This window comes from Acinetobacter sp. RUH 2624 (assembly GCF_000162375.2).
Classification (GTDB): Bacteria; Pseudomonadota; Gammaproteobacteria; order Pseudomonadales; family Moraxellaceae; genus Acinetobacter; species Acinetobacter nosocomialis.
In genome coordinates, this window is sequence record NZ_KI391939.1 from 79950 (window position 1) to 97959 (window position 18010).

General features: G+C 38.9%; 23 protein-coding genes, 1 tRNA gene and 1 riboswitch. Of the genes, 12 read left to right on the forward strand and 12 right to left on the reverse strand.

Features of this window, described 5'->3' with window-relative positions; translation table 11 throughout:
* Genes HMPREF0014_RS07110 through bioD form a run of 3 tightly spaced genes read left to right on the forward strand, consistent with a single transcriptional unit; the run spans nt 1 to nt 2549 of the window.
* A complete protein-coding gene (locus HMPREF0014_RS07110; protein ID WP_006581112.1) occupies nt 1-1158 on the forward strand; it encodes an 8-amino-7-oxononanoate synthase in 1158 nt (385 codons plus the stop codon).
* Nucleotides 1155-1904, forward strand: coding sequence for a malonyl-ACP O-methyltransferase BioC (gene bioC, locus HMPREF0014_RS07115; RefSeq protein WP_002050352.1), 750 nt, complete (start codon nt 1155-1157; stop codon nt 1902-1904). The genes HMPREF0014_RS07110 and bioC overlap by 4 nt, the downstream gene beginning before the upstream one ends.
* Nucleotides 1905-2549 carry a dethiobiotin synthase gene (gene bioD / locus HMPREF0014_RS07120; RefSeq protein ID WP_002050388.1) on the forward strand — a complete coding sequence of 215 codons (645 nt, stop codon included), beginning with the start codon at nt 1905-1907 and terminating at the stop codon, nt 2547-2549.
* Nucleotides 2550-2611: 62 nt separating this feature from the next.
* Here the strand turns inward: bioD and rluB are convergent, their stop codons facing one another.
* From rluB to HMPREF0014_RS07145, 5 genes are all read right to left on the reverse strand, one after another.
* A complete protein-coding gene (gene rluB, locus HMPREF0014_RS07125; RefSeq protein ID WP_006581111.1) occupies nt 2612-3535 on the reverse strand; it encodes a 23S rRNA pseudouridine(2605) synthase RluB in 924 nt (307 codons plus the stop codon).
* A 41-nt stretch (nt 3536-3576) separates the two neighbouring features.
* Entirely contained in the window at nt 3577-4170 is a 594-nt protein-coding gene (scpB, locus tag HMPREF0014_RS07130) for an SMC-Scp complex subunit ScpB (protein ID WP_002050325.1), read from the reverse strand.
* Nucleotides 4167-4958: a segregation/condensation protein A gene (locus tag HMPREF0014_RS07135; RefSeq protein ID WP_006581110.1), complete on the reverse strand. Its 792-nt coding sequence runs from the start codon at nt 4956-4958 to the stop codon at nt 4167-4169. Before HMPREF0014_RS07135 ends, scpB begins: the two co-directional genes overlap by 4 nt.
* A 225-nt stretch (nt 4959-5183) precedes the next feature.
* Complete coding sequence (locus HMPREF0014_RS07140) at nt 5184-5801, reverse strand: L-threonylcarbamoyladenylate synthase (RefSeq protein WP_002050309.1); 618 nt, start codon at nt 5799-5801, stop codon at nt 5184-5186.
* Between the two features lie 89 nt (nt 5802-5890).
* Nucleotides 5891-6553 (reverse strand): elongation factor P hydroxylase, encoded by a 663-nt coding sequence (locus HMPREF0014_RS07145; protein WP_006581109.1) that lies wholly within the window; start codon nt 6551-6553, stop codon nt 5891-5893.
* Between the two features lie 96 nt (nt 6554-6649).
* On the opposite strand from HMPREF0014_RS07145, the gene HMPREF0014_RS07150 reads away from it, so the two are divergent.
* From HMPREF0014_RS07150 to lysM, 6 genes are all read left to right on the forward strand, one after another.
* The gene (locus HMPREF0014_RS07150; protein ID WP_002050389.1) at nt 6650-7210 is read left to right on the forward strand and encodes a DUF177 domain-containing protein; all 561 of its coding nucleotides are present in this window, start codon (nt 6650-6652) and stop codon (nt 7208-7210) included.
* Between the two features lie 74 nt (nt 7211-7284).
* Nucleotides 7285-7470 (forward strand): 50S ribosomal protein L32, encoded by a 186-nt coding sequence (gene rpmF, locus HMPREF0014_RS07155; RefSeq protein ID WP_000290730.1) that lies wholly within the window; start codon nt 7285-7287, stop codon nt 7468-7470.
* A 152-nt stretch (nt 7471-7622) separates the two neighbouring features.
* Nucleotides 7623-8609: an ACP S-malonyltransferase gene (gene fabD, locus HMPREF0014_RS07160; RefSeq protein ID WP_001274818.1), complete on the forward strand. Its 987-nt coding sequence runs from the start codon at nt 7623-7625 to the stop codon at nt 8607-8609.
* Nucleotides 8606-9340, forward strand: a complete 735-nt coding sequence (fabG, locus tag HMPREF0014_RS07165; RefSeq protein WP_006581108.1) for a 3-oxoacyl-ACP reductase FabG — start codon at nt 8606-8608, stop codon at nt 9338-9340. Before fabD ends, fabG begins: the two co-directional genes overlap by 4 nt.
* Nucleotides 9341-9424: 84 nt before the next feature.
* On the forward strand, nt 9425-9661 hold the full coding sequence (gene acpP, locus HMPREF0014_RS07170) for an acyl carrier protein (protein ID WP_001279871.1): 237 nt from the start codon (nt 9425-9427) through the stop codon (nt 9659-9661).
* A gap of 188 nt (nt 9662-9849) precedes the next feature.
* Nucleotides 9850-10323, forward strand: a complete 474-nt coding sequence (lysM, locus tag HMPREF0014_RS07175) for a peptidoglycan-binding protein LysM (protein ID WP_002050305.1) — start codon at nt 9850-9852, stop codon at nt 10321-10323.
* Nucleotides 10324-10368: 45 nt separating this feature from the next.
* Here lysM and HMPREF0014_RS07180 read toward each other — a convergent pair whose 3' ends face one another.
* A complete protein-coding gene (locus HMPREF0014_RS07180) occupies nt 10369-11136 on the reverse strand; it encodes a hydroxymethylpyrimidine/phosphomethylpyrimidine kinase (RefSeq protein WP_006581107.1) in 768 nt (255 codons plus the stop codon).
* Nucleotides 11137-11233: 97 nt separating this feature from the next.
* Here HMPREF0014_RS07180 and HMPREF0014_RS07185 point away from each other — a divergent pair, with 97 nt between their 5' ends.
* Nucleotides 11234-11908, forward strand: coding sequence for an HAD-IA family hydrolase (locus tag HMPREF0014_RS07185; RefSeq protein WP_006581106.1), 675 nt, complete (start codon nt 11234-11236; stop codon nt 11906-11908).
* 59 nt (nt 11909-11967) lie between these two features.
* On the opposite strand, the gene ribB is transcribed toward HMPREF0014_RS07185, so the two are convergent.
* A complete protein-coding gene (gene ribB / locus HMPREF0014_RS07190) occupies nt 11968-12627 on the reverse strand; it encodes a 3,4-dihydroxy-2-butanone-4-phosphate synthase (protein ID WP_006581105.1) in 660 nt (219 codons plus the stop codon).
* Between the two features lie 90 nt (nt 12628-12717).
* Nucleotides 12718-12868: riboswitch (FMN riboswitch) on the reverse strand.
* A gap of 176 nt (nt 12869-13044) precedes the next feature.
* On the opposite strand from ribB, the gene HMPREF0014_RS07195 reads away from it, so the two are divergent.
* Both HMPREF0014_RS07195 and HMPREF0014_RS07200 read left to right on the forward strand, forming a co-directional pair.
* Nucleotides 13045-14826, forward strand: a complete 1782-nt coding sequence (locus HMPREF0014_RS07195; protein ID WP_006581104.1) for a DUF2157 domain-containing protein — start codon at nt 13045-13047, stop codon at nt 14824-14826.
* Complete coding sequence (locus tag HMPREF0014_RS07200) at nt 14826-15386, forward strand: GDYXXLXY domain-containing protein (protein WP_006581103.1); 561 nt, start codon at nt 14826-14828, stop codon at nt 15384-15386. Before HMPREF0014_RS07195 ends, HMPREF0014_RS07200 begins: the two co-directional genes overlap by 1 nt.
* 52 nt (nt 15387-15438) lie before the next feature.
* Here the strand turns inward: HMPREF0014_RS07200 and panD are convergent, their stop codons facing one another.
* From panD to HMPREF0014_RS07225, 5 genes are all read right to left on the reverse strand, one after another.
* The gene (panD, locus tag HMPREF0014_RS07205) at nt 15439-15819 is read right to left on the reverse strand and encodes an aspartate 1-decarboxylase (protein WP_000952664.1); all 381 of its coding nucleotides are present in this window, start codon (nt 15817-15819) and stop codon (nt 15439-15441) included.
* A gap of 130 nt (nt 15820-15949) precedes the next feature.
* Nucleotides 15950-16531: an aminoacyl-tRNA hydrolase gene (pth, locus tag HMPREF0014_RS07210; protein WP_006581102.1), complete on the reverse strand. Its 582-nt coding sequence runs from the start codon at nt 16529-16531 to the stop codon at nt 15950-15952.
* 20 nt (nt 16532-16551) lie between these two features.
* Nucleotides 16552-16848: a 50S ribosomal protein L25 gene (gene rplY, locus HMPREF0014_RS07215; RefSeq protein ID WP_002050375.1), complete on the reverse strand. Its 297-nt coding sequence runs from the start codon at nt 16846-16848 to the stop codon at nt 16552-16554.
* 98 nt (nt 16849-16946) lie between these two features.
* The gene (locus HMPREF0014_RS07220; RefSeq protein ID WP_002050293.1) at nt 16947-17897 is read right to left on the reverse strand and encodes a ribose-phosphate pyrophosphokinase; all 951 of its coding nucleotides are present in this window, start codon (nt 17895-17897) and stop codon (nt 16947-16949) included.
* 36 nt (nt 17898-17933) lie between these two features.
* Nucleotides 17934-18008 (reverse strand) — tRNA-Gln (locus HMPREF0014_RS07225).
* Nucleotides 18009-18010: the final 2 nt, after the last annotated feature.

Here is an 18010-nt window from a genome sequence, read left to right on the forward strand (position 1 = left end):
ATGTCATTGCTCGATCATTTTGCTACCGAGTTAGATGAGTTAAAACAACAAGGTAACTTCAGACAATTTACCCAAAATGTGCAGCATGGTCGTTTTATTACAATTAAAAATAAAACAATGCTCAACTTAGCTTCAAATGACTATCTTGGACTGGCGGCTGATATTAATCTTCGCCAAGAGTTTTTAGATAGCTTACCGTTAGAACGCAGCTATTTTAGTTCTTCATCGGCCCGTTTATTGACAGGTAATTTTGATGAATATGAACAGTTGGAAAATAGCCTAAGCCAAGCATTTGGTGGACGGGCAGCTCTGTTATTCAATAGTGGCTACCATATGAATATTGGTATTTTGCCCGCTGTTGCTGATAGTAAAACTTTAATTTTGGCAGATAAGTTAGTTCATGCCAGTATGATTGATGGGATCCGTTTGTCTGGTGCCCAGTATGTGCGGTATCGACATAATGATTTACAGCACTTAGAACAGCTTCTACAAAAGTATCATGATGATGACAAGATTGAACGAATCATTGTGGTCACGGAAAGTATTTTTAGTATGGATGGTGATGAAACGGATTTAACCGCTTTAGTCCAGCTTAAAAAACGTTTTGGTAAAACCATGCTTTATGTCGATGAGGCACATTCAATTGGCGTACGTGGACAGCAAGGTTTAGGGTGTGCTGAACAATATAATGTAATTCAGGAAATTGATTTTCTAGTTGGTACCCTAGGTAAAGCATTAGCAGCAGTCGGTGGTTATATTATTTGCCATCCAATTATTAAAGATTATCTCATTAATAAAATGCGCCCGCTTATTTTTAGTACCGCTCAACCTCCGATTGTTATGGCTTGGGCAAATTTTATTTTTCAAAAAGTATTAGTGGCTCAACCTCAGCGTGAACACTTAAAAAATATTAGCCAATATCTTCAACAAGCAGTGGTACAAAAGGGTTATTTGAGTCCATCGACCAGCCATATTATTCCAGTGATTGTGGGAGAAAGTCAGGCTGCTATCGATAAGGCGAAGCAGGTTCAGGAAAGTGGTTTTTATGCCATGCCTGTACGCCCACCAACCGTACCTAAAAATAGTTCGCGTTTACGTATTTCTTTAACGTCAATGGTCGAGCAACACGAGCTTGAAGCACTGGTGAGTTTTCTGTGAGTCTGAATAAAAATTTAGTTGCCGAGCGTTTTGCTAAAGCAGGTCAAAGCTATTCAGAGCACGCAGTTGTTCAAAAACAAATTTGTCAAAATTTAACAAGCTTACTCAAGCAGTTTTGCCCAAGTAAGATACGACGTGTTTTTGAAATTGGTTGTGGTTCTGGCAATTTAACTCGTCTGCTTGTTGAAGCTTTTCAAATTGAAGATTTAATTTTGAATGATCTGTACTCAGAGGTGCAGGAGCACTTCAATCATGAAGAGCATTTAAAATGGTTAATTGGAGATGTTGAAACCTTAGAACTCCCTCAGCAGCTCGATATGATTGTTTCAGGTTCTGCCTTGCAATGGATGCAGGATTTGCCGCTTTTGCTGAAGCGTTGTAATGATGTTTTAACTGACAGTGGTTGGCTATGCTTTTCAACATTTGGCCCTAAGAACCTAATTGAAATTAAAGAGCTAACCGGACAAGGTTTAAATTATTGGAATCTTGAAAGTTGGAACAGTGCCTTAACTCAGGCTGGTTTTGAAGTTCTGTATCTATCTGAGTCAGAAACTCAGCTCTATTTCGATTTACCTAAAGCTGTATTACAACATTTAAAAGCGACTGGTGTAACAGCGACAGCGCAGCACCGTTGGACCAAGCAAACTTTACAGCAGTTTTATCAAGATTATGATCGGTATAAGCACGCCGAGGGATATGCCCTAACATATCACCCAATTTATTGTATTGCCCGGAGAATGAAGTAAATGAGTGGTCAGATCTATTTTGTCAGTGGGATTGATACCGAAATTGGTAAAACCTACGCGACAGGTTTTTTAGCAAAATTATGGACTGAGCAGGGTAAAAAAGTAATTACCCAAAAACTCATTCAAACAGGTAATGCTGATATTTCTGAAGATATTGAAAAGCATCGTGAAATTATGGGGCAAGGTTGGTTTCAAGAAGATCACGATAAGCTGACTATGCCCGAAATCTTTAGTTATCCTGCTTCACCTCATTTAGCAACACGTCTTGATAATCGAGAAATCGATTTTCAAAAAATTGAAAATGCGACTCAAACATTAGCTGAGCGTTTTGAAATTGTATTATTAGAAGGGGCGGGTGGCTTAATGGTGCCCTTAACCACCAGTTTACTCACCATTGATTATGTTGCTCAGCATCAGTTTCCTGTTATTTTAGTGACATCTGGTCGTCTAGGAAGTATTAACCATACTTTGCTTAGTCTCGAGGCACTTAAGTCACGCGGTCTGAAATTAAAAGCTTTGGTTTATAACTTAAAAGATGAATCAAAAGATCCATTAATTTCGCAGGATACTTCAAATTATTTAAAGAACTATTTAGCTATTCATTTTCCAGAAGCTGAGTGGATTGAACTAGCAAAAATGAATTAATTGAAATTAAATAATAAAAAACCGCTCTAAAGTGAGCGGTTTTTTTGATTTAAAAGTTTTACTTAGAACTTTTTAAATCCACGGTTAAAACCAGTCGATTTACGCTGATTACCTGTGTTAGTTGGTGCTTCTTTTTCATCATCACGACGTTGTTGACGTAAATAACCACCACGACGTGCTGCCATTGGTTTTTCGGTCATACGGTCAGTACGACGTTTTGCCATACCAAATAAACCTGTACCTTGACGTGGTTTCAACTCAACAGATTTAGCTAAGTTGTCGATATCAGTTTTATCGAGTTCCATCCAACGACCAGTACGTAATTCGCGTGGTAAAATAACAGTACCGTAGCGAGTACGTAATAAGCGGCTTACTTTAAGACCTTGCGATTCGAAAATACGGCGAACCTCACGGTTACGGCCTTCTTTCACTACAACTTGATACCAGCGGTTAATACCTTCACCACCAATTTCAGAGAAAGATTCGAACTTGGCTGGGCCATCTTCAAGCTCTACACCATTGACCATGTTTTGGCGTAATTGTGGTGTTACTTCACCCATTACACGTACAGCGTATTCACGTTCAATTTCATTAGACGGGTGCATTAAGCGGTTAGCAAGCTCACCATCGTTTGTAAATAGTAATAAACCTGTACTGTTAATATCCAGACGACCTACCATTACCCAACGGTCATTTGCAATTTGTGGCAAATGATCAAATACAGTTGGGCGTTTTTCTGGGTCATTACGTGAACAGATCTCACCCTCTGGTTTATAATAAATCAGTACACGACGACGAATTTCATCTTCGATCTGGAACTGAACTTTACGGCCATCAATGCGTAATTCATCGCCTGGTTCAATGCGCTCACCCACTTGGGCAACGCGGCCGTTTACACTCACGCGTCCTGCGGCAATAACCTCTTCCATATATCGGCGAGAACCTAATCCGATTCGCGCTAATACTTTTTGCAATTTTTCACTCATGACAGCACAACCTTAGACATAATGATCAACAGTCCACCTCTTTATGATTTCGGTGCATTCGCATCGAGAGCCATAAATGCTTCCTTGGCGTTCTGTAGGGGAGGCAATTGGCCTAAAGAGGCTAGACCAAAAGCATTCAGAAATTGAGGCGTTGTAATTAGCAACGCAGGTCTTCCGGGTAAATCTCTAAAACCGGCTTCTTTAATCCAGTTCCAGTCAAATAGCGTTCTGAGAATCTGACTATTATTAGATACACCACGAATTTGTTCAATATCAGCACGCGTGACTGGTTGATGATACGCAATGACAGCCAAGGTTTCTAGTAAAGATGGCGACAGTTTTGTTGGTCGCTCTGGCCAAATCTGCGCAATAATATTGCGATATTTGGATCTTACCTGAAAACGAAAGCCTTGCGCGGTTTCAATCAACTCAATAGAGCGGCCATGTTGTAAGAGGGCAAGTTGTTGTAAAAGCTGACGAAGCTGTTGTTTGTTATATTGATTATTAAAAGCTTCTTTTAAACGAGCAATCGAAACAGGTGCTTCACTGGCAAAAATAATCGCTTCAAGTTGCAATAAAACTTCGTGATGAATGTCAGCTAATGACAAATCATTATTATTTTGTTCAAAACTCATGCCGCAGACCCTTGAATAGCCAATGGAGCTTCAATACCTGTAGCAATAATTTTAATCTTTTGTTGTCGGGTCAATTCTAAAACAGCCATAAAAGTTACAACCATTCCCATACGGCCTTGTTGGGGATTAAGTAATTCTTTAAAACTTAACACGTCGCCTGACTCTAATTTCTCTTCAATATAAGCAATACGTTCTTCTAACAGTACAGGCTCTTGCGCAATTGTGTGTGTTACGGGTTCAGGACGATTAAATACGCAAAACAAAGCGTCATGTAATGCTGAAACATCATAACCTTCATAAACAGGCGCGATATGACCTAAGCTTACATTGGCACTAAATGTATCACGGTCAAGAACTGGCATTTGACCTAAACGTTCAGCCGCTTGTTTAATGCGTAAATAAGTTTCAAGTCGATCAATAAGATCCTGTTTAGGATCTTTTTCGATACTCACTACTGTAGGTTTAGGTAAGAGTAAGCGAGATTTCAAATCAGCCAATAGAGCAGCCATAACCATATAGTCGGCAGTCAACTCAATATTTAAGGATTTCATACTATCCATATAAGCCAAATATTGAGTTGCAATAGGTGCAATATCGAGCTGGATGAGATCAAAACCGTTTTTCTGAATCAGATAAATTAAAAAGTCGAGTGGTCCTTCAAACTGTTCGAGTAAAATCTCAAAAGCAGCCGGAGGAATATAAAGATCTTCAGGAATTGTGTCGTGCCACTCATCTAAAACACGGATGTGTGGAACGTCTTCCATGGATTGATGAAGTGATTGGTTCATTACGATTATAAGCCACGCGAATTTTCAAAAGCATGAGACTTGTTTTCAAGTCAATAAGAGCTGTAGCAGAAGAACAGCAGATAGTGAAAAACATTCTAAAGGAATTGTGGCTTTTAATAAATTGCTTAACGACTAAAGTGTAAAAAAAATCCAAACTAAATAAAGAGTATTTTTTTTCTTGATAATACTTTTTTTTTAACTATTGGTAAAAAGGAGAATAAGTGCTTATTCGAAAGCACTTACATCTCCAGCACCGTGACGTATAATTTCCGGATGTTCACCCGATAAATCAACAATACTAGTTGTTGTTAAAGTACCAAAACCACCATCGATAAAGACATCAATACGTTTAGACAACTGACTTTCAATATCGTAAGGATCATCAAGTGGGTCTTCTTGTCCGGGTAAAATTAATGTACTTGTAAGTAAAGGCTCACCAAGTTCTTTTAATAAAGCCTGACAAATCGGGTTACTTGGAATGCGTAAACCAATCGTTTTCTTTTTAGGATGCATTAACCTGCGTGGAACTTCACTTGTTGCAGGTAAAATGAAAGTCGTAATGGCAGGTGTATTTGCTTTTAATAACCTATACGTCGCATTATCAACTTTTGCATAAGTCGCGATATCTGATAAATCACAACACATAATTGCGTATTGATGCTTAGGGCCTAAATCACGAATCTGGGCAATACGTTCCATCGCATTTTTATTACCAATCTGACATCCGATTGCATAGGCAGCATCGGTCGGGTAGACCACAACATCGCCTGCACGAATACGCTCAACTGCTTGATCAATGAGGCGTTGCTGTGGATTTTCAGGATGTACATGTAAATGCAGCATATTTTAGAGACTCCATCACGCCATTATTAAAAATAGTATTAGACTTTTCAAACTTCGGAAGCAAGTAACTTACGTAGTTTTTTTGTCATTTAATCAAGGAGTTCACGTTTAAATTCATCTAATTGTAACGCTGTACCTGATCGTGTACATTGGCAAATACATTCAATGAATCTTGCTGCATCAACAGGTAGTTTAGCTTCACCAGAAAAGTAACGTTGAACTTGGATATAAACATTATCTTTAAACTTTTTGCCATCTCCGCCATCACCTGTCAGGTTATCTAGAGATACTCTAAATTTTCTGCCAAAAGATTGGGCAAATAACCATTCAATGGCTTGAGGTTTAATTTCTACTTGTTCAAATAAATCCTGCTGTTCTTTAGTTCGGCCATCTGGCGCATACCAATAACCTAAATCGGGCAACAGACGTCGTTTTGCACCTGCAATTGTCCAATGGCTAATTTCATGCAAAGCGCTATTGAAAAAACCATGAGCAAATTGGATTTTAGCTGGCTCATGTTCATTTGCTGGGAAATATTCTGGTTCAAATTCTCCACGAACTAATGTCACATTATGGTGGGAAAACCAGTGATTAAAGTGTAAAATAAGCCAATCAACTTGCTCAGACTCTAATTTTGAGCTTGGCCATGGTGAGAGTTGCACCACGTCAGGTAAAAGAGTGTTTTGGTGAGTTGAATGGGTGCAAACGAGTAATGAAGTGTTAACTTCAGGTTGCGGCTGCAACAGGTGCATTGCTTAATTTACCCCGAGTTCTGTCTAAAGAAGTACAAAATTGTATCTTAATCTTTGACAGAGTACCGATGAATTTGTAGAATTGCCGCCTTAATTATGTCAGCAAATACCTTTCCGGCACAGATTGAGCCGTTTAAATGGGCTGAACAAGGCTTTACATGGTCAGGTCAACTGCCATTGTCTCGTCTTGCTCGTATTGCTCGTGAAGCTGTTGGATCAATTGATAACCAATTGATCAACATAGACTGTAAGCTATCAATGGATGCCTATCATCGCATTGTGTGGTTAGATGGTCACATGGAAACAAAAGTTCCAATGGAGTGCCAACGTTGTTTGGAACCTGTTGAAATGCCAATTGTTTCTGACTTTCATATTGCACTTGTAGATGATGAGTCACTGATAGAGCGCTTGGATGAGGATGCTGATTTCATCGTTTTAGGTGAAAGTGAGTCTTCGACAAAAGGTGATTTTGATACACCTGCTTCGATCAACTTACTCGCATTACTAGAAGATGAACTGTTATTGTTGATGCCTTTATCTCCCAAGCATGATGCTTGTGAACATAAACATCAACCTACCATTCAGAACGTTGTCGAAGAGAAACGGGATAACCCGTTTGATGTTTTGGCAGGTTTGAAGGGTAAACTTAACTCATAATTTGTGTTATGATTATGAGATAAGACAACTGAATTTGTTCTGATCCATTTTTTCGATCTTTGTAAGGAGCCATCATGGCCGTTCAGCAAAACCGTAAAAGTCGCTCTCGCCGTGACATGCGCCGTTCACATGACGCTTTAACCGAGAATGCATTAACAGTAGACCAAGCAACTGGTGAAACTCATCGTCGTCACCACGTGACTAAAGACGGTTTCTACCGTGGTCGCCAATTATTCGCTAAAGCAGCTGATGCTGAATAATTGCATGATATGCATTAAGCGTGATGCTTAAGTATAGAAAAAATGGGAGCGAAAGCTCCCTTTTTTTGTTGTTTTTCGCAATTATAAATATACAAATTAAATGTTAAATTTCCGTTCCAGAGAAATGAGTGAAAACCCAAAAAGGATTTCTTATGTCTGCTAAACGTCTTGAACAAGTAGCTTTAGCCACAAAAACTGCATTTGTGTTTCCAGGTCAAGGTTCACAAAAAGTTGGTATGCTCGCTGAACTCGCAGAACAGTTTAGTGGAGTTGGGCAAACTTTTGCCGAAGCTTCAGACGCGCTAGGATTTGATCTTTGGCACATTGCACAAAGTGGTGAAGGTTTAGACCAAACAGAAAATACCCAACCTGTATTATTAACTGCCAGTATTGCTTTATGGCGTTTATGGTTAGATTTAGGTGGTTTAGCCCCTAAATACCTTGCAGGTCACTCTTTAGGTGAATACAGCGCTTTAGTTGCAGCAGGTTCAATGAGTTTGGCGGATGCAGTTAAATTAGTTAATTTGCGTGGAAAACTCATGCAAAATGCTGTTCCTCAAGGGGAAGGCGCTATGGCTGCTATTCTTGGTTTAGCTGATGATAAAGTAGTTGAATTGTGCCAGAGCGTGAGTGCATCAGGTCAAGGTTCAGTTGAAGCAGCAAACTATAATTCACAAGGTCAAGTTGTGATTGCTGGTAGTACTGCATCTGTACAGCAAGTTATGGCACTTGCAAAAGAACAATCTGCTAAAGCAATTGCTTTACCGGTTTCTGTTCCATCGCATTGTTCATTGATGAAGCCGGCAGCAGAAAAATTTGCAGAAGCTTTGGAACAAACTGCCATTGAGCTACCTACCATTCCTGTAATACAAAATGTCAACGCGGGAATTGCTACCGATGTTGCTCAATTACGTCAGGCTTTAACAGCACAATTGTACCAGTCTGTACAATGGACTCGTACCATGCAGTCTCTTCAAGACCAAGGTATTCAGTACATTGTTGAGTGTGGCCCAGGTACAGTATTGAGTAATCTCGCAAAGCGTTTACCAAATATTGAAAAAGCTTTTTCTATTGATAGTAAGAGCAAAATGGAAGATGCCCTAAATGCTGTTTTAGTGGCAGAAGGAAAAATTGCATGACACAAGAACGCAAAGTTGCATTAGTAACGGGCGCGAGTCGGGGCATTGGCGCTGCAATTGCCCAGCAACTTATTCAAGACGGTTATTTTGTCGTAGGTACTGCGACTTCTGAATCTGGTGCACAAAAGCTAACTGATAGCTTTGGTGAGCAAGGTACAGGTTTGGCTCTCGATGTGCGCAATCTCAATGAGATTGAAGCAGTCGTATCTCATATTGAACAGAACTATGGTCCTGTACTTGTTCTCGTTAACAATGCAGGTATTACGAAAGACAATTTGTTGCTTCGTATGTCTGAAGATGATTGGGATGACATCCTCAATATCCACCTTAAAGCCGTTTATCGTTTATCTAAACGCGTGCTTAAGGGTATGACGAAAGCGCGTTTTGGTCGCATTATTAATATCAGTTCTGTTGTAGCTCATTTTGCAAACCCAGGCCAAGCGAACTATTCTGCTGCTAAAGCAGGTATTGAAGCATTTAGCCGTAGTCTTGCAAAAGAGATGGGTAGCCGCCAAATCACTGTAAACAGTGTGGCACCAGGTTTTATTGCAACAGAAATGACAGATGCACTTAGTGAAGACATTCGCAAAAAAATGAGTGATCAAGTGGCTTTAAATCGCTTAGGTGAGCCACAAGATATCGCAAATGCGGTGAGTTTCCTTGCAAGTGATAAAGCAGGTTACATTACCGGTACGGTATTACATGTAAATGGTGGTTTATACATGGCCTAACGCCGATGTATAAACTTTTAAAAATTTTTATATTCAATTAAACTAGTGGCAAATCAAACGCCACAAGCAATGAGGAGAATTCCTGTGAGCGATATCGAACAACGCGTTAAACAAGCGGTTGCAGAACAACTTGGTCTTAAAGCTGAAGAGATTAAAAACGAAGCATCTTTCATGGATGACTTGGGTGCTGACTCTTTAGATTTAGTTGAACTTGTTATGTCTTTCGAAAATGACTTCGACATCACTATCCCTGATGAAGATTCAAACGAAATCACTACAGTTCAATCTGCAATTGACTATGTAACTAAAAAACTTGGTTAATTCGCATATTGCTGATTAAAAAGAAGGCCACCGTAAGGTGGCTTTTTTTATTTGAGTAAAATAATTGGGAGAGATACATATTTTTACAAGATCAACCTCAATTGATAGCAGAGGTGTCTCTTTTTTCAAGTATAACAATAAGGGTCAGTTTAATGACTTTACTATAAACAATAAGATGAGGACTAAAAATGGGTCTTTTTGATTTTGTAAAAGGTATTGGTAAGAAAAATACCGCACCAGCAGAACCACAACCAGCTCCAGCAACGCCAGCAGAACCTTCTGCACAAGAAGTAGCGAATAAATTATTAGGATTAATTAAAAGTTTAGGCCTCGGGGTGGAAGGCTTATCTGTAACATATAATGGTTCAACTGATACTGCGACTATTAATGGTCAAGTACAAAGCCAAGCGGATAAAGAAAAGATTATTCTTATTGTTGGTAACGTCGATCATGTTGCACATGTAGATGACCAGATGACCGTTGCTACGCCTGAACCGGAAAGCAAATTTTATACGGTAAAATCTGGTGATAATCTTTCAAAAATTGCGAAAGAGTTTTATGGTGATGCCAACCAGTATCCGAAAATCTTTGAAGCAAATAAACCAATGCTCAAAGATCCGGATGAGATTTTCCCTGGGCAAGTTTTACGTATTCCACAGTAATTGGAATAAATAAAAAGGCGCTTTAAGCGCCTTTTTATTTGGTTGTTAAAATCGTTTTGGAATCTTTTGTCCATTAGGTACAGGTGTTTCGGCATTTTTTAAAACACCAAACAACCATGTTTCTGCATGCTGTACTGCAATTTTTAGAGAATCACCTAAAGCTAAGCGACCTGCAATAAAACTTGCTAATGAACACCCTGAGCCATGATATTCACCTTCAAGGCGAGGGCAAGTACTACTCGCTGCAAGTTCACCATCAATATATAAACTATTTTTAATGAAGTTAGGGGTATCTTCATGTCCCCCCTTTACTAATACAGCTTTAGCACCCATTTCAAAGAGCTTGTGAGTCGCTTCTTCTAAGTCATCAATACCTGTTAATGCACGTAATTCAACTGTATTTGGCGTAATAAGTGTCGCTAGGGGAATCAGCTCAACAAATGCTTTAACTAAAGTTGCCTGATCTCCTAAAGAACCACCGCTATTAGCAACTAATACTGGGTCTAATACATACTGATAGTCAGGATGGGCACGTAAAAATTCGGCTAGAGCCGCAATATTATCTGTTGTGCCAAGCATGCCGGACTTAACACATTTAATCGGTAAATCGCCTACAACAGCATTTGCTTGGGCTAATAATAGTTCTTTTGAGGTTGCTTCAAAGCCAAATACTTGTTGTGAGTTTTGAATGGTAAGAGCTGTACACGCAATTGCTGCATGGGCACCACTTTGTCCAATCGCTTCAATATCGGCTTGTAAACCTGCACCACCTGAAGGGTCTAAACCCGAGAAACAAAGTACGGTTGGACGCACGGTTATTTCCTTTTCAATTTAAATTTACGTTAGTATAAGAGAGTTTAATTAAACTCTCGACCAATTGAATTAAATACTTTACTGGGTTAGTGATTGAATGGCTATAAAACATATTTTGATTGATTTAGATGGAACCTTAACAGACCCTAAAGTTGGCATCCATACATCAATTCGTTATGCAATGGAGAAGCTTGGTTATCCTTTAGCTGCCGATTTAAATATTGATTGGACAATTGGACCGCCATTAAAAGCATCATTAGCAAAATTATTAGCTACCCAAGATGATGCTCTAGCTGAGCAAGCTTTACTTGCTTACCGTGAGCGTTTTTCGGTGATTGGCTTATTTGAAAATGAAGTATATCCATCTGTTGCAGAAACCCTTAAAGCTTTAAAAGCAGAAGGATATCGTTTGTTCGTTGCTACTGCTAAACCAACGATTTATGCAAAACGAATTTTAGACCATTTTGAATTAAGCCAGTATTTTGTACATATTTATGGCAGTGAATTAACGGGTGAACGCACCAATAAAGCTGAGCTTATCCATTATATTCTTGAACGTGAGCAATTAAATCCAGAAGAGTGTTTAATGGTGGGTGATCGTCAATATGATATTTTAGGTGCTCGCCACAATGGTATTGAGGCGGTAGCTGTGACTTATGGTTATGGAACAGCAGAGGAACTTGCTCAAGCACAGCCAAAAGCAATGATTAATCAATTCTCTGAACTCTTGGACTATGTTGAAGAAGTGGCAGCACAAAAGAAAGTTTCTTAAATATAAGTAAGTTTTAATTTAAAGGTTTGGCTTTGATATAAAGCCAAACCTTTTTTTATTTAAACACCGTGTTGTTGGCGATATTGAACAAGTTCTTCAATCGTAATCACAGTTAAATGATGAGTTTGCGCATAAGCCAAAACTTGAATGCCTGATGCCATAGTGCCATCCGGATTAGTTAATTCACATAACACACCAGCAGGTTTTAAACCCGCTAATCTTGCTAAATCAATTGTTCCCTCAGTATGACCACGTCGAGTAAGCACGCCGCCATTACGTGCACGTAATGGGAAAACGTGACCAGGACGATTTAAGTCACTTGCAACAGCACCATCTTTAATTGCAGTTTTAATCGTTGTTACACGGTCTTTTGCAGAAACACCAGTGGTAACACCTTGAGCAGCTTCAATGGTCACTGTAAATGCAGTGTGAAACTGACTTGAGTTTTGAGAAACCATTGGTGGAAGATCTAAATGATCTGCTAATTCTTCTGTCAGGCATAAACATACAATACCTGAGCCATCACGAATCATACGTGCCATGGTCTCAACAGTTAGGGTTTCGGCTGCAACAATTAAATCTGCTTCATTTTCACGATCAAAGTCATCCATCACCAATACAGGTTTACCTTGACGGATATCTTCTAATGCTTGTTGAATGCGCTGTTCTGCAGGAGAGAGGGCTGAGAAAAAAAGTTCTGGTTGAATTAAGCTAGACATAATGAAACGCTCTCGTAAAAATACGGTTGAACATTTCAGGACTGATGTAAAAACAGGCTGGCACTGAAATAAAACGGATTTATCCCAGTTCGTCGTCTTCTTTCATCCGGACTATACCGTCGGCTTTGGAGTTTCACCAAATCTGCTCAAATTACACAATTTAAGCTCGTGGGCTTGTTAATTTATATATGAAAATTAACTTTACCACCGGTGGGGAATTACACCCCGCCCTGAAGCGATGGGTTTTATTATAGCGCGCTTGGCAAAATTGGCTAGATGCTTTTGTAGAATGCTAAGTCTCATTATGAATAAGTATTTTCATAAATCGAAATAGGTTTTTAACAAGCGCTTACTTGTTGGCTTTAAAAGGGAATGCTATGTTTTTTTATAGAAAATTATAAATAAAACAGGTGTTTCATGCAGATAAGAGACTATTATCCATTTAGGAATACTTTATTTATTCAGCATCTCCATATTTTCAGTTATGTATTTATGGCGCTCAGTATTCTGTACTTAATTGCTGCTAATTGGTTGATGCTTCCTGATAGCATTCAACTCATCATTCCACCTGTTATATTGCTTGTCATAGCTTGGGTGAGCATAAAAGATACCTTAAGCGAGGGAATACGGCAGACTTTACATGGTACTTGCGGCTTAATGATCGGTTTGAGTTTGGCTGTAATTGGACAAGTTTATCAAACTGGTGCAGACAGTTATTTACTTTTCTTGATTTGGACTTTGCTTTTATTGCCGTGGCTATATCGACCAAATATTGGAATCTTTGCTTTAATTTGTATTACAAGCCAACTCGCCCTATTTTTATTTTTTAAACAGACTTTCTGGGCAGAAAAGTTTCCTTATCTTTATCTTTTTGCTCTAAATTTATTAAGTCTTGTACAGTTCTGGATCTGTCAAAAGAAATATATAGCCTTACGTTTTGTTTTTATTGCTTGGTTTGCTGTTATTTCAATAACAGGGATGATTCAATTCTTATCAAGTGAAAATTTACCCTATCTGATCTCGGCGTTCTTACTAGGAATTATTGCTTTTTATTATTTCTTCAAAAAGAATGATCAGCTATGTGCCAGTTTAATGGCTGCTATTCTTGGCGTGACAGCTACAATATGGCTTGTTGATGGTATTAATCATCTATTTAAAGATTCTAATGAATTCATTTTCTTATTGATTGCGGGCATTATTTTTATTTGGTTTGCACTCATTAGTTATTTCTTAATAAGAATTTTTCGCCAAAGCCGTTTTTATATCATTCCTTTAGCAATTGGTGCTTGGCTTGCTGGCTTAGCACTTGCAGCATTTACTTTAGTATTTTGGGAAACTATTTCCTTAGTTATTGGAATCATCTTTGTTGCTATAGCTATAACTTTACTAACAAAATCGCAAAGCTATTTCATTCGGCAATTTGCATATTGTTTATTTGTGAGTGGACAGACTGCTTTTTTATTTCATCTTGGTTCTGAAACAAATCAAATTTTATGGGTATTGATTGCCCAGATTTTTATTCTATGCGTCAGTTATTTTCTTAAGCCTCATTGGTTCTTTGTTTTAATTCAAATGCTCGCAACTTATGGCATAGCATTTATCTACATACTGCAACTAGACCATTCACTGTGGTCGGTACATTCTACTCAAACTTATTTCAATTTAACTTTACTTAACTATTTGATTTTTAGCTTGATACTACTGATAGGGAGTAAAGCGGTTTTACGGTATGAGCGGAGTATTTTTTTATCTGTACTTAGCGTCATTTTTGTGAGCTCATTCTTTGACAATTTTATGGGGCTTGCGTTGATTGATTCTGCTGATCAGCCATTATGGTTTATCTATATTTTTCCAAGTCTATGGTTATTGTGTTTTAGCCTTTTCTATTTATATAGGCAGCTTCAAGCTATCACTTTCGTTGCTTTTTTAATTTTTGGCATAGCACTTATTGCACTCGGCTATTTTGATGTATTCATTCTATTTGTAATTTTGACATGGGCTTTAAAAAATCAAGATCGCATTGTTTATGGTGTTACGCTCATAGTATTTACCTTTGTGCTTTGGCAACTTTATTACAGTTTACAATTAAGTTTTTTAGCTAAAAGTGCATCAATCTTAGTGTCAGGAATTATATTGTTGGCTTTATATGGATTGCTTCTGAAGGAAGCTAAAAGCAATTTTATTGAGGGGGAAAAGTAATGAAAAAGTATTTCTCCCTTATGCTTGCAGTAGCCACTGTATTATTTTTTGCAGGTTTGGTTGCGAAAAATGAATGGCACCTGTATCAGGGTAAAAGTATTTTTATTAAGCTTAAGCCGGTTGACCCTCGCTCTATTTTACAGGGGGACTATATGGCGCTCGCATATGAATTAAATTTACAATCTCTCAAAGCGCTTTCGGGAAGTGAAAGTGAGGCTTTAGATCAAGTGATTTTTAATCATGCTTCTGTTCCAGCAAAAGTTATTTTAGATTCACAAAATCGAGTAGTTCGTACCATTTTAGATACTCACAATTCATTTACTGGGCAGCGTTTAATTTTAAAAAATCCTGAAAATCGTTTACAGGCTTTATATCCAGCTTCTCGAAGCTTCTTATTTGCCGAAGGTCTAGCTCAATGTTATGGGAAAGCAAAGTATGCTGAATTTAAAGTAAATACAAAAGGAGAGGCGATTTTATTTGATTTACGTGGAGAAGAGCTACAGCCTTTAAACTGTAAGCAACAGCACAGTTGGTGGAAGGGGACTGCTAGAAGTTTATAAAGGTGTATAAAAAAGCCCGTATTTACGGGCTTTTTTGCTTTTAAATCTTTAATCAGGCAACTTGCACAGGAATGCAGTTCGCTGTGTGGTTGACTGTATTGTCTGGGTTTGCATATACCAAACGTGGTTTGTGAGCATTTGCTTCAGCTTCGGTGAAATCACCAAAAGTAGCAATAATTACAAGATCGCCAACATCTGCTTGGTGAGCAGCACCACCATTTACTGAAATAATGCCAGAGTTATCTTCACCACGAATCGCGTAAGTTGTGAAGCGCTTGCCATTAGTTACGTTCCAAACGTGGATTTCTTCGTATTCACGAATACCAGCTAAATCCATTAATACGCCATCAATTGCACAAGAACCTTCATAGTGAAGTTCAGCATGGGTTACAACTGCACGGTGAATTTTGCATTTTAATAAACGAGATAGCATGGCTAGCGTCTCCTGAGTAGACCTAAGAAGATCTTATAGTGAAATCTTTTGCCTTTGCCGTTCTGGCAATGTGGCTGATGCGCATTTTGCTCCTAAAAAAGCAAGATAGCAAGCTTGATTGTTCAACAATTTAAGTTGGTTTATACGCATTAATTTGGTTCATGGCCTGTGATATTTGTCCTTGAACAAGTAACTTCACTTTAGAAAGAGCGTGATCAATTGCTCCATCCATCAGGCTTTGTTCACTACTTGGCGCTTTTCCGAGTACATGCCCAGAAACTCTTTCTTTTGAACCTGGATGTCCAATACCAATTCGTAAACGATGAAAATTTGGACCAATATGTGGCACAATATCACGTAAACCGTTATGACCGCCGTGCCCACCGCCTGTTTTAAGACGAATTACACCAGGGTTCATATCAAGTTCATCATGAGCAATCAGAATTGCTTCAGGAGCAATTTGATAGAACTTTGAGAAAGGAACAACACTTTGTCCGGAACGATTCATATAAGTCGTTGGTAGAAGTAAACGAACATCGTGCCCTTCTATATTACCACGACCACTAATTCCATGAAATTTTGGATCATTTTTTAATGTAATGCCATATTTATCTGCAAGCTGTTCAACGAACCAAAAACCTGCATTATGGCGGGTTTGGGCATATTCTGAACCAGGATTGCCCAAACCAACAATTAGCGAAATATTTGACACTAATTTACGCCTTTAAACACTTATGCGCGTTTGAAGTCAGCGTGCATAGGAGTGTTTTTAGATGGGTGACGTTGTAACGCTTGGATTTTAACGTTTTCAACTTTATCGCCCACTTTGATTTCTACAACTTCTTCAAAGAAAGCATTGCTTTCTAAAGCTTTTACAAGCTCACGAAGTTCTAAAGTAACACTTACAGGTTCAGCGTTACCACCGTAGATGATAGCTGGAACTAAAGATTCGCGACGAAGGCGGCGGCTCGCACCTTTCCCTTGTTTGTCTTCAGCACGCGCTTGAGCGTTGAATACGAAGTTTGCCATGAGATAAATCCTCATTAAAGATTAAATAAACTAAACTTGCGACCAGTTTAGTGATAGAAAACCCCAGCCAAGGCCAGGGTTAAGAAAAAGCTGCAATATTATAAACTATCGAACATCGCGCTGATAGACTCTTCGTTATTAATACGACGAATCGTTTCAGCAACCATGCTAGCAACAGAAACTTGACGGATTTTGCCCAAGTTCAATGCTTCTTCAGAAAGAGGAATTGTGTCAGTTACGACTAACTCATCAATTACTGAGTTACGTAAGTTCTCAATTGCTTTACCTGAAAGTACAGGGTGAGTTGCATATGCAACAACACGACGTGCACCGAATTGCTTAAGTGCATCAGCTGCTTTACACAATGTACCAGCAGTATCAACCATGTCATCTACAATAACGCAATCACGATCTTTTACATCACCAATCAAATGCATAACTTGCGATTCGTTGGCTTTTTGACGACGTTTGTCAATAATTGCTAAATCGATGTCACCCATCTGTTTGGCTACAGCACGAGCACGTACTACACCACCAACGTCAGGAGAAACCACCATAAGGTTATCATGTTGTTGTTGACGTAAGTCAGCAAGCAAAGCAGGAGTACCGTAGATGTTGTCGACTGGAATATCGAAGAAACCTTGGATTTGGTCAGCATGTAAGTCAATCATTACGACACGATCAATACCAACAGTGGTAAGCATGTCTGCAACAACTTTAGCTGTAATCGGCACACGTGCAGAACGTGGACGACGGTCTTGGCGAGCATAACCAAAATAAGGAATAACAGCGGTAATACGACCAGCACTTGCACGACGCAAAGCATCTGCCATAACCAAGATTTCCATAAGGTTATCATTGGTAGGCGCACAAGTAGGCTGAACGATAAATACGTCTTTACCACGAACATTTTCAGTAATTTCTACTGAAATTTCTCCATCAGAAAAGTGACCGACTGATGCAGCACCTAGAGGGATATGTAAGTGACTTACGACTTTTTGAGCGAACTGTGGATGAGCATTTCCACTAAAAACGACAAGATTGGGCATGAAGCACCCTTGGCGGTTGGTATGTAATGAAATAGATGGCAGGGGCGGCTGGATTCGAACCAACGGATGGCGAGATCAAAACCCGCTGCCTTACCACTTGGCGACGCCCCTAA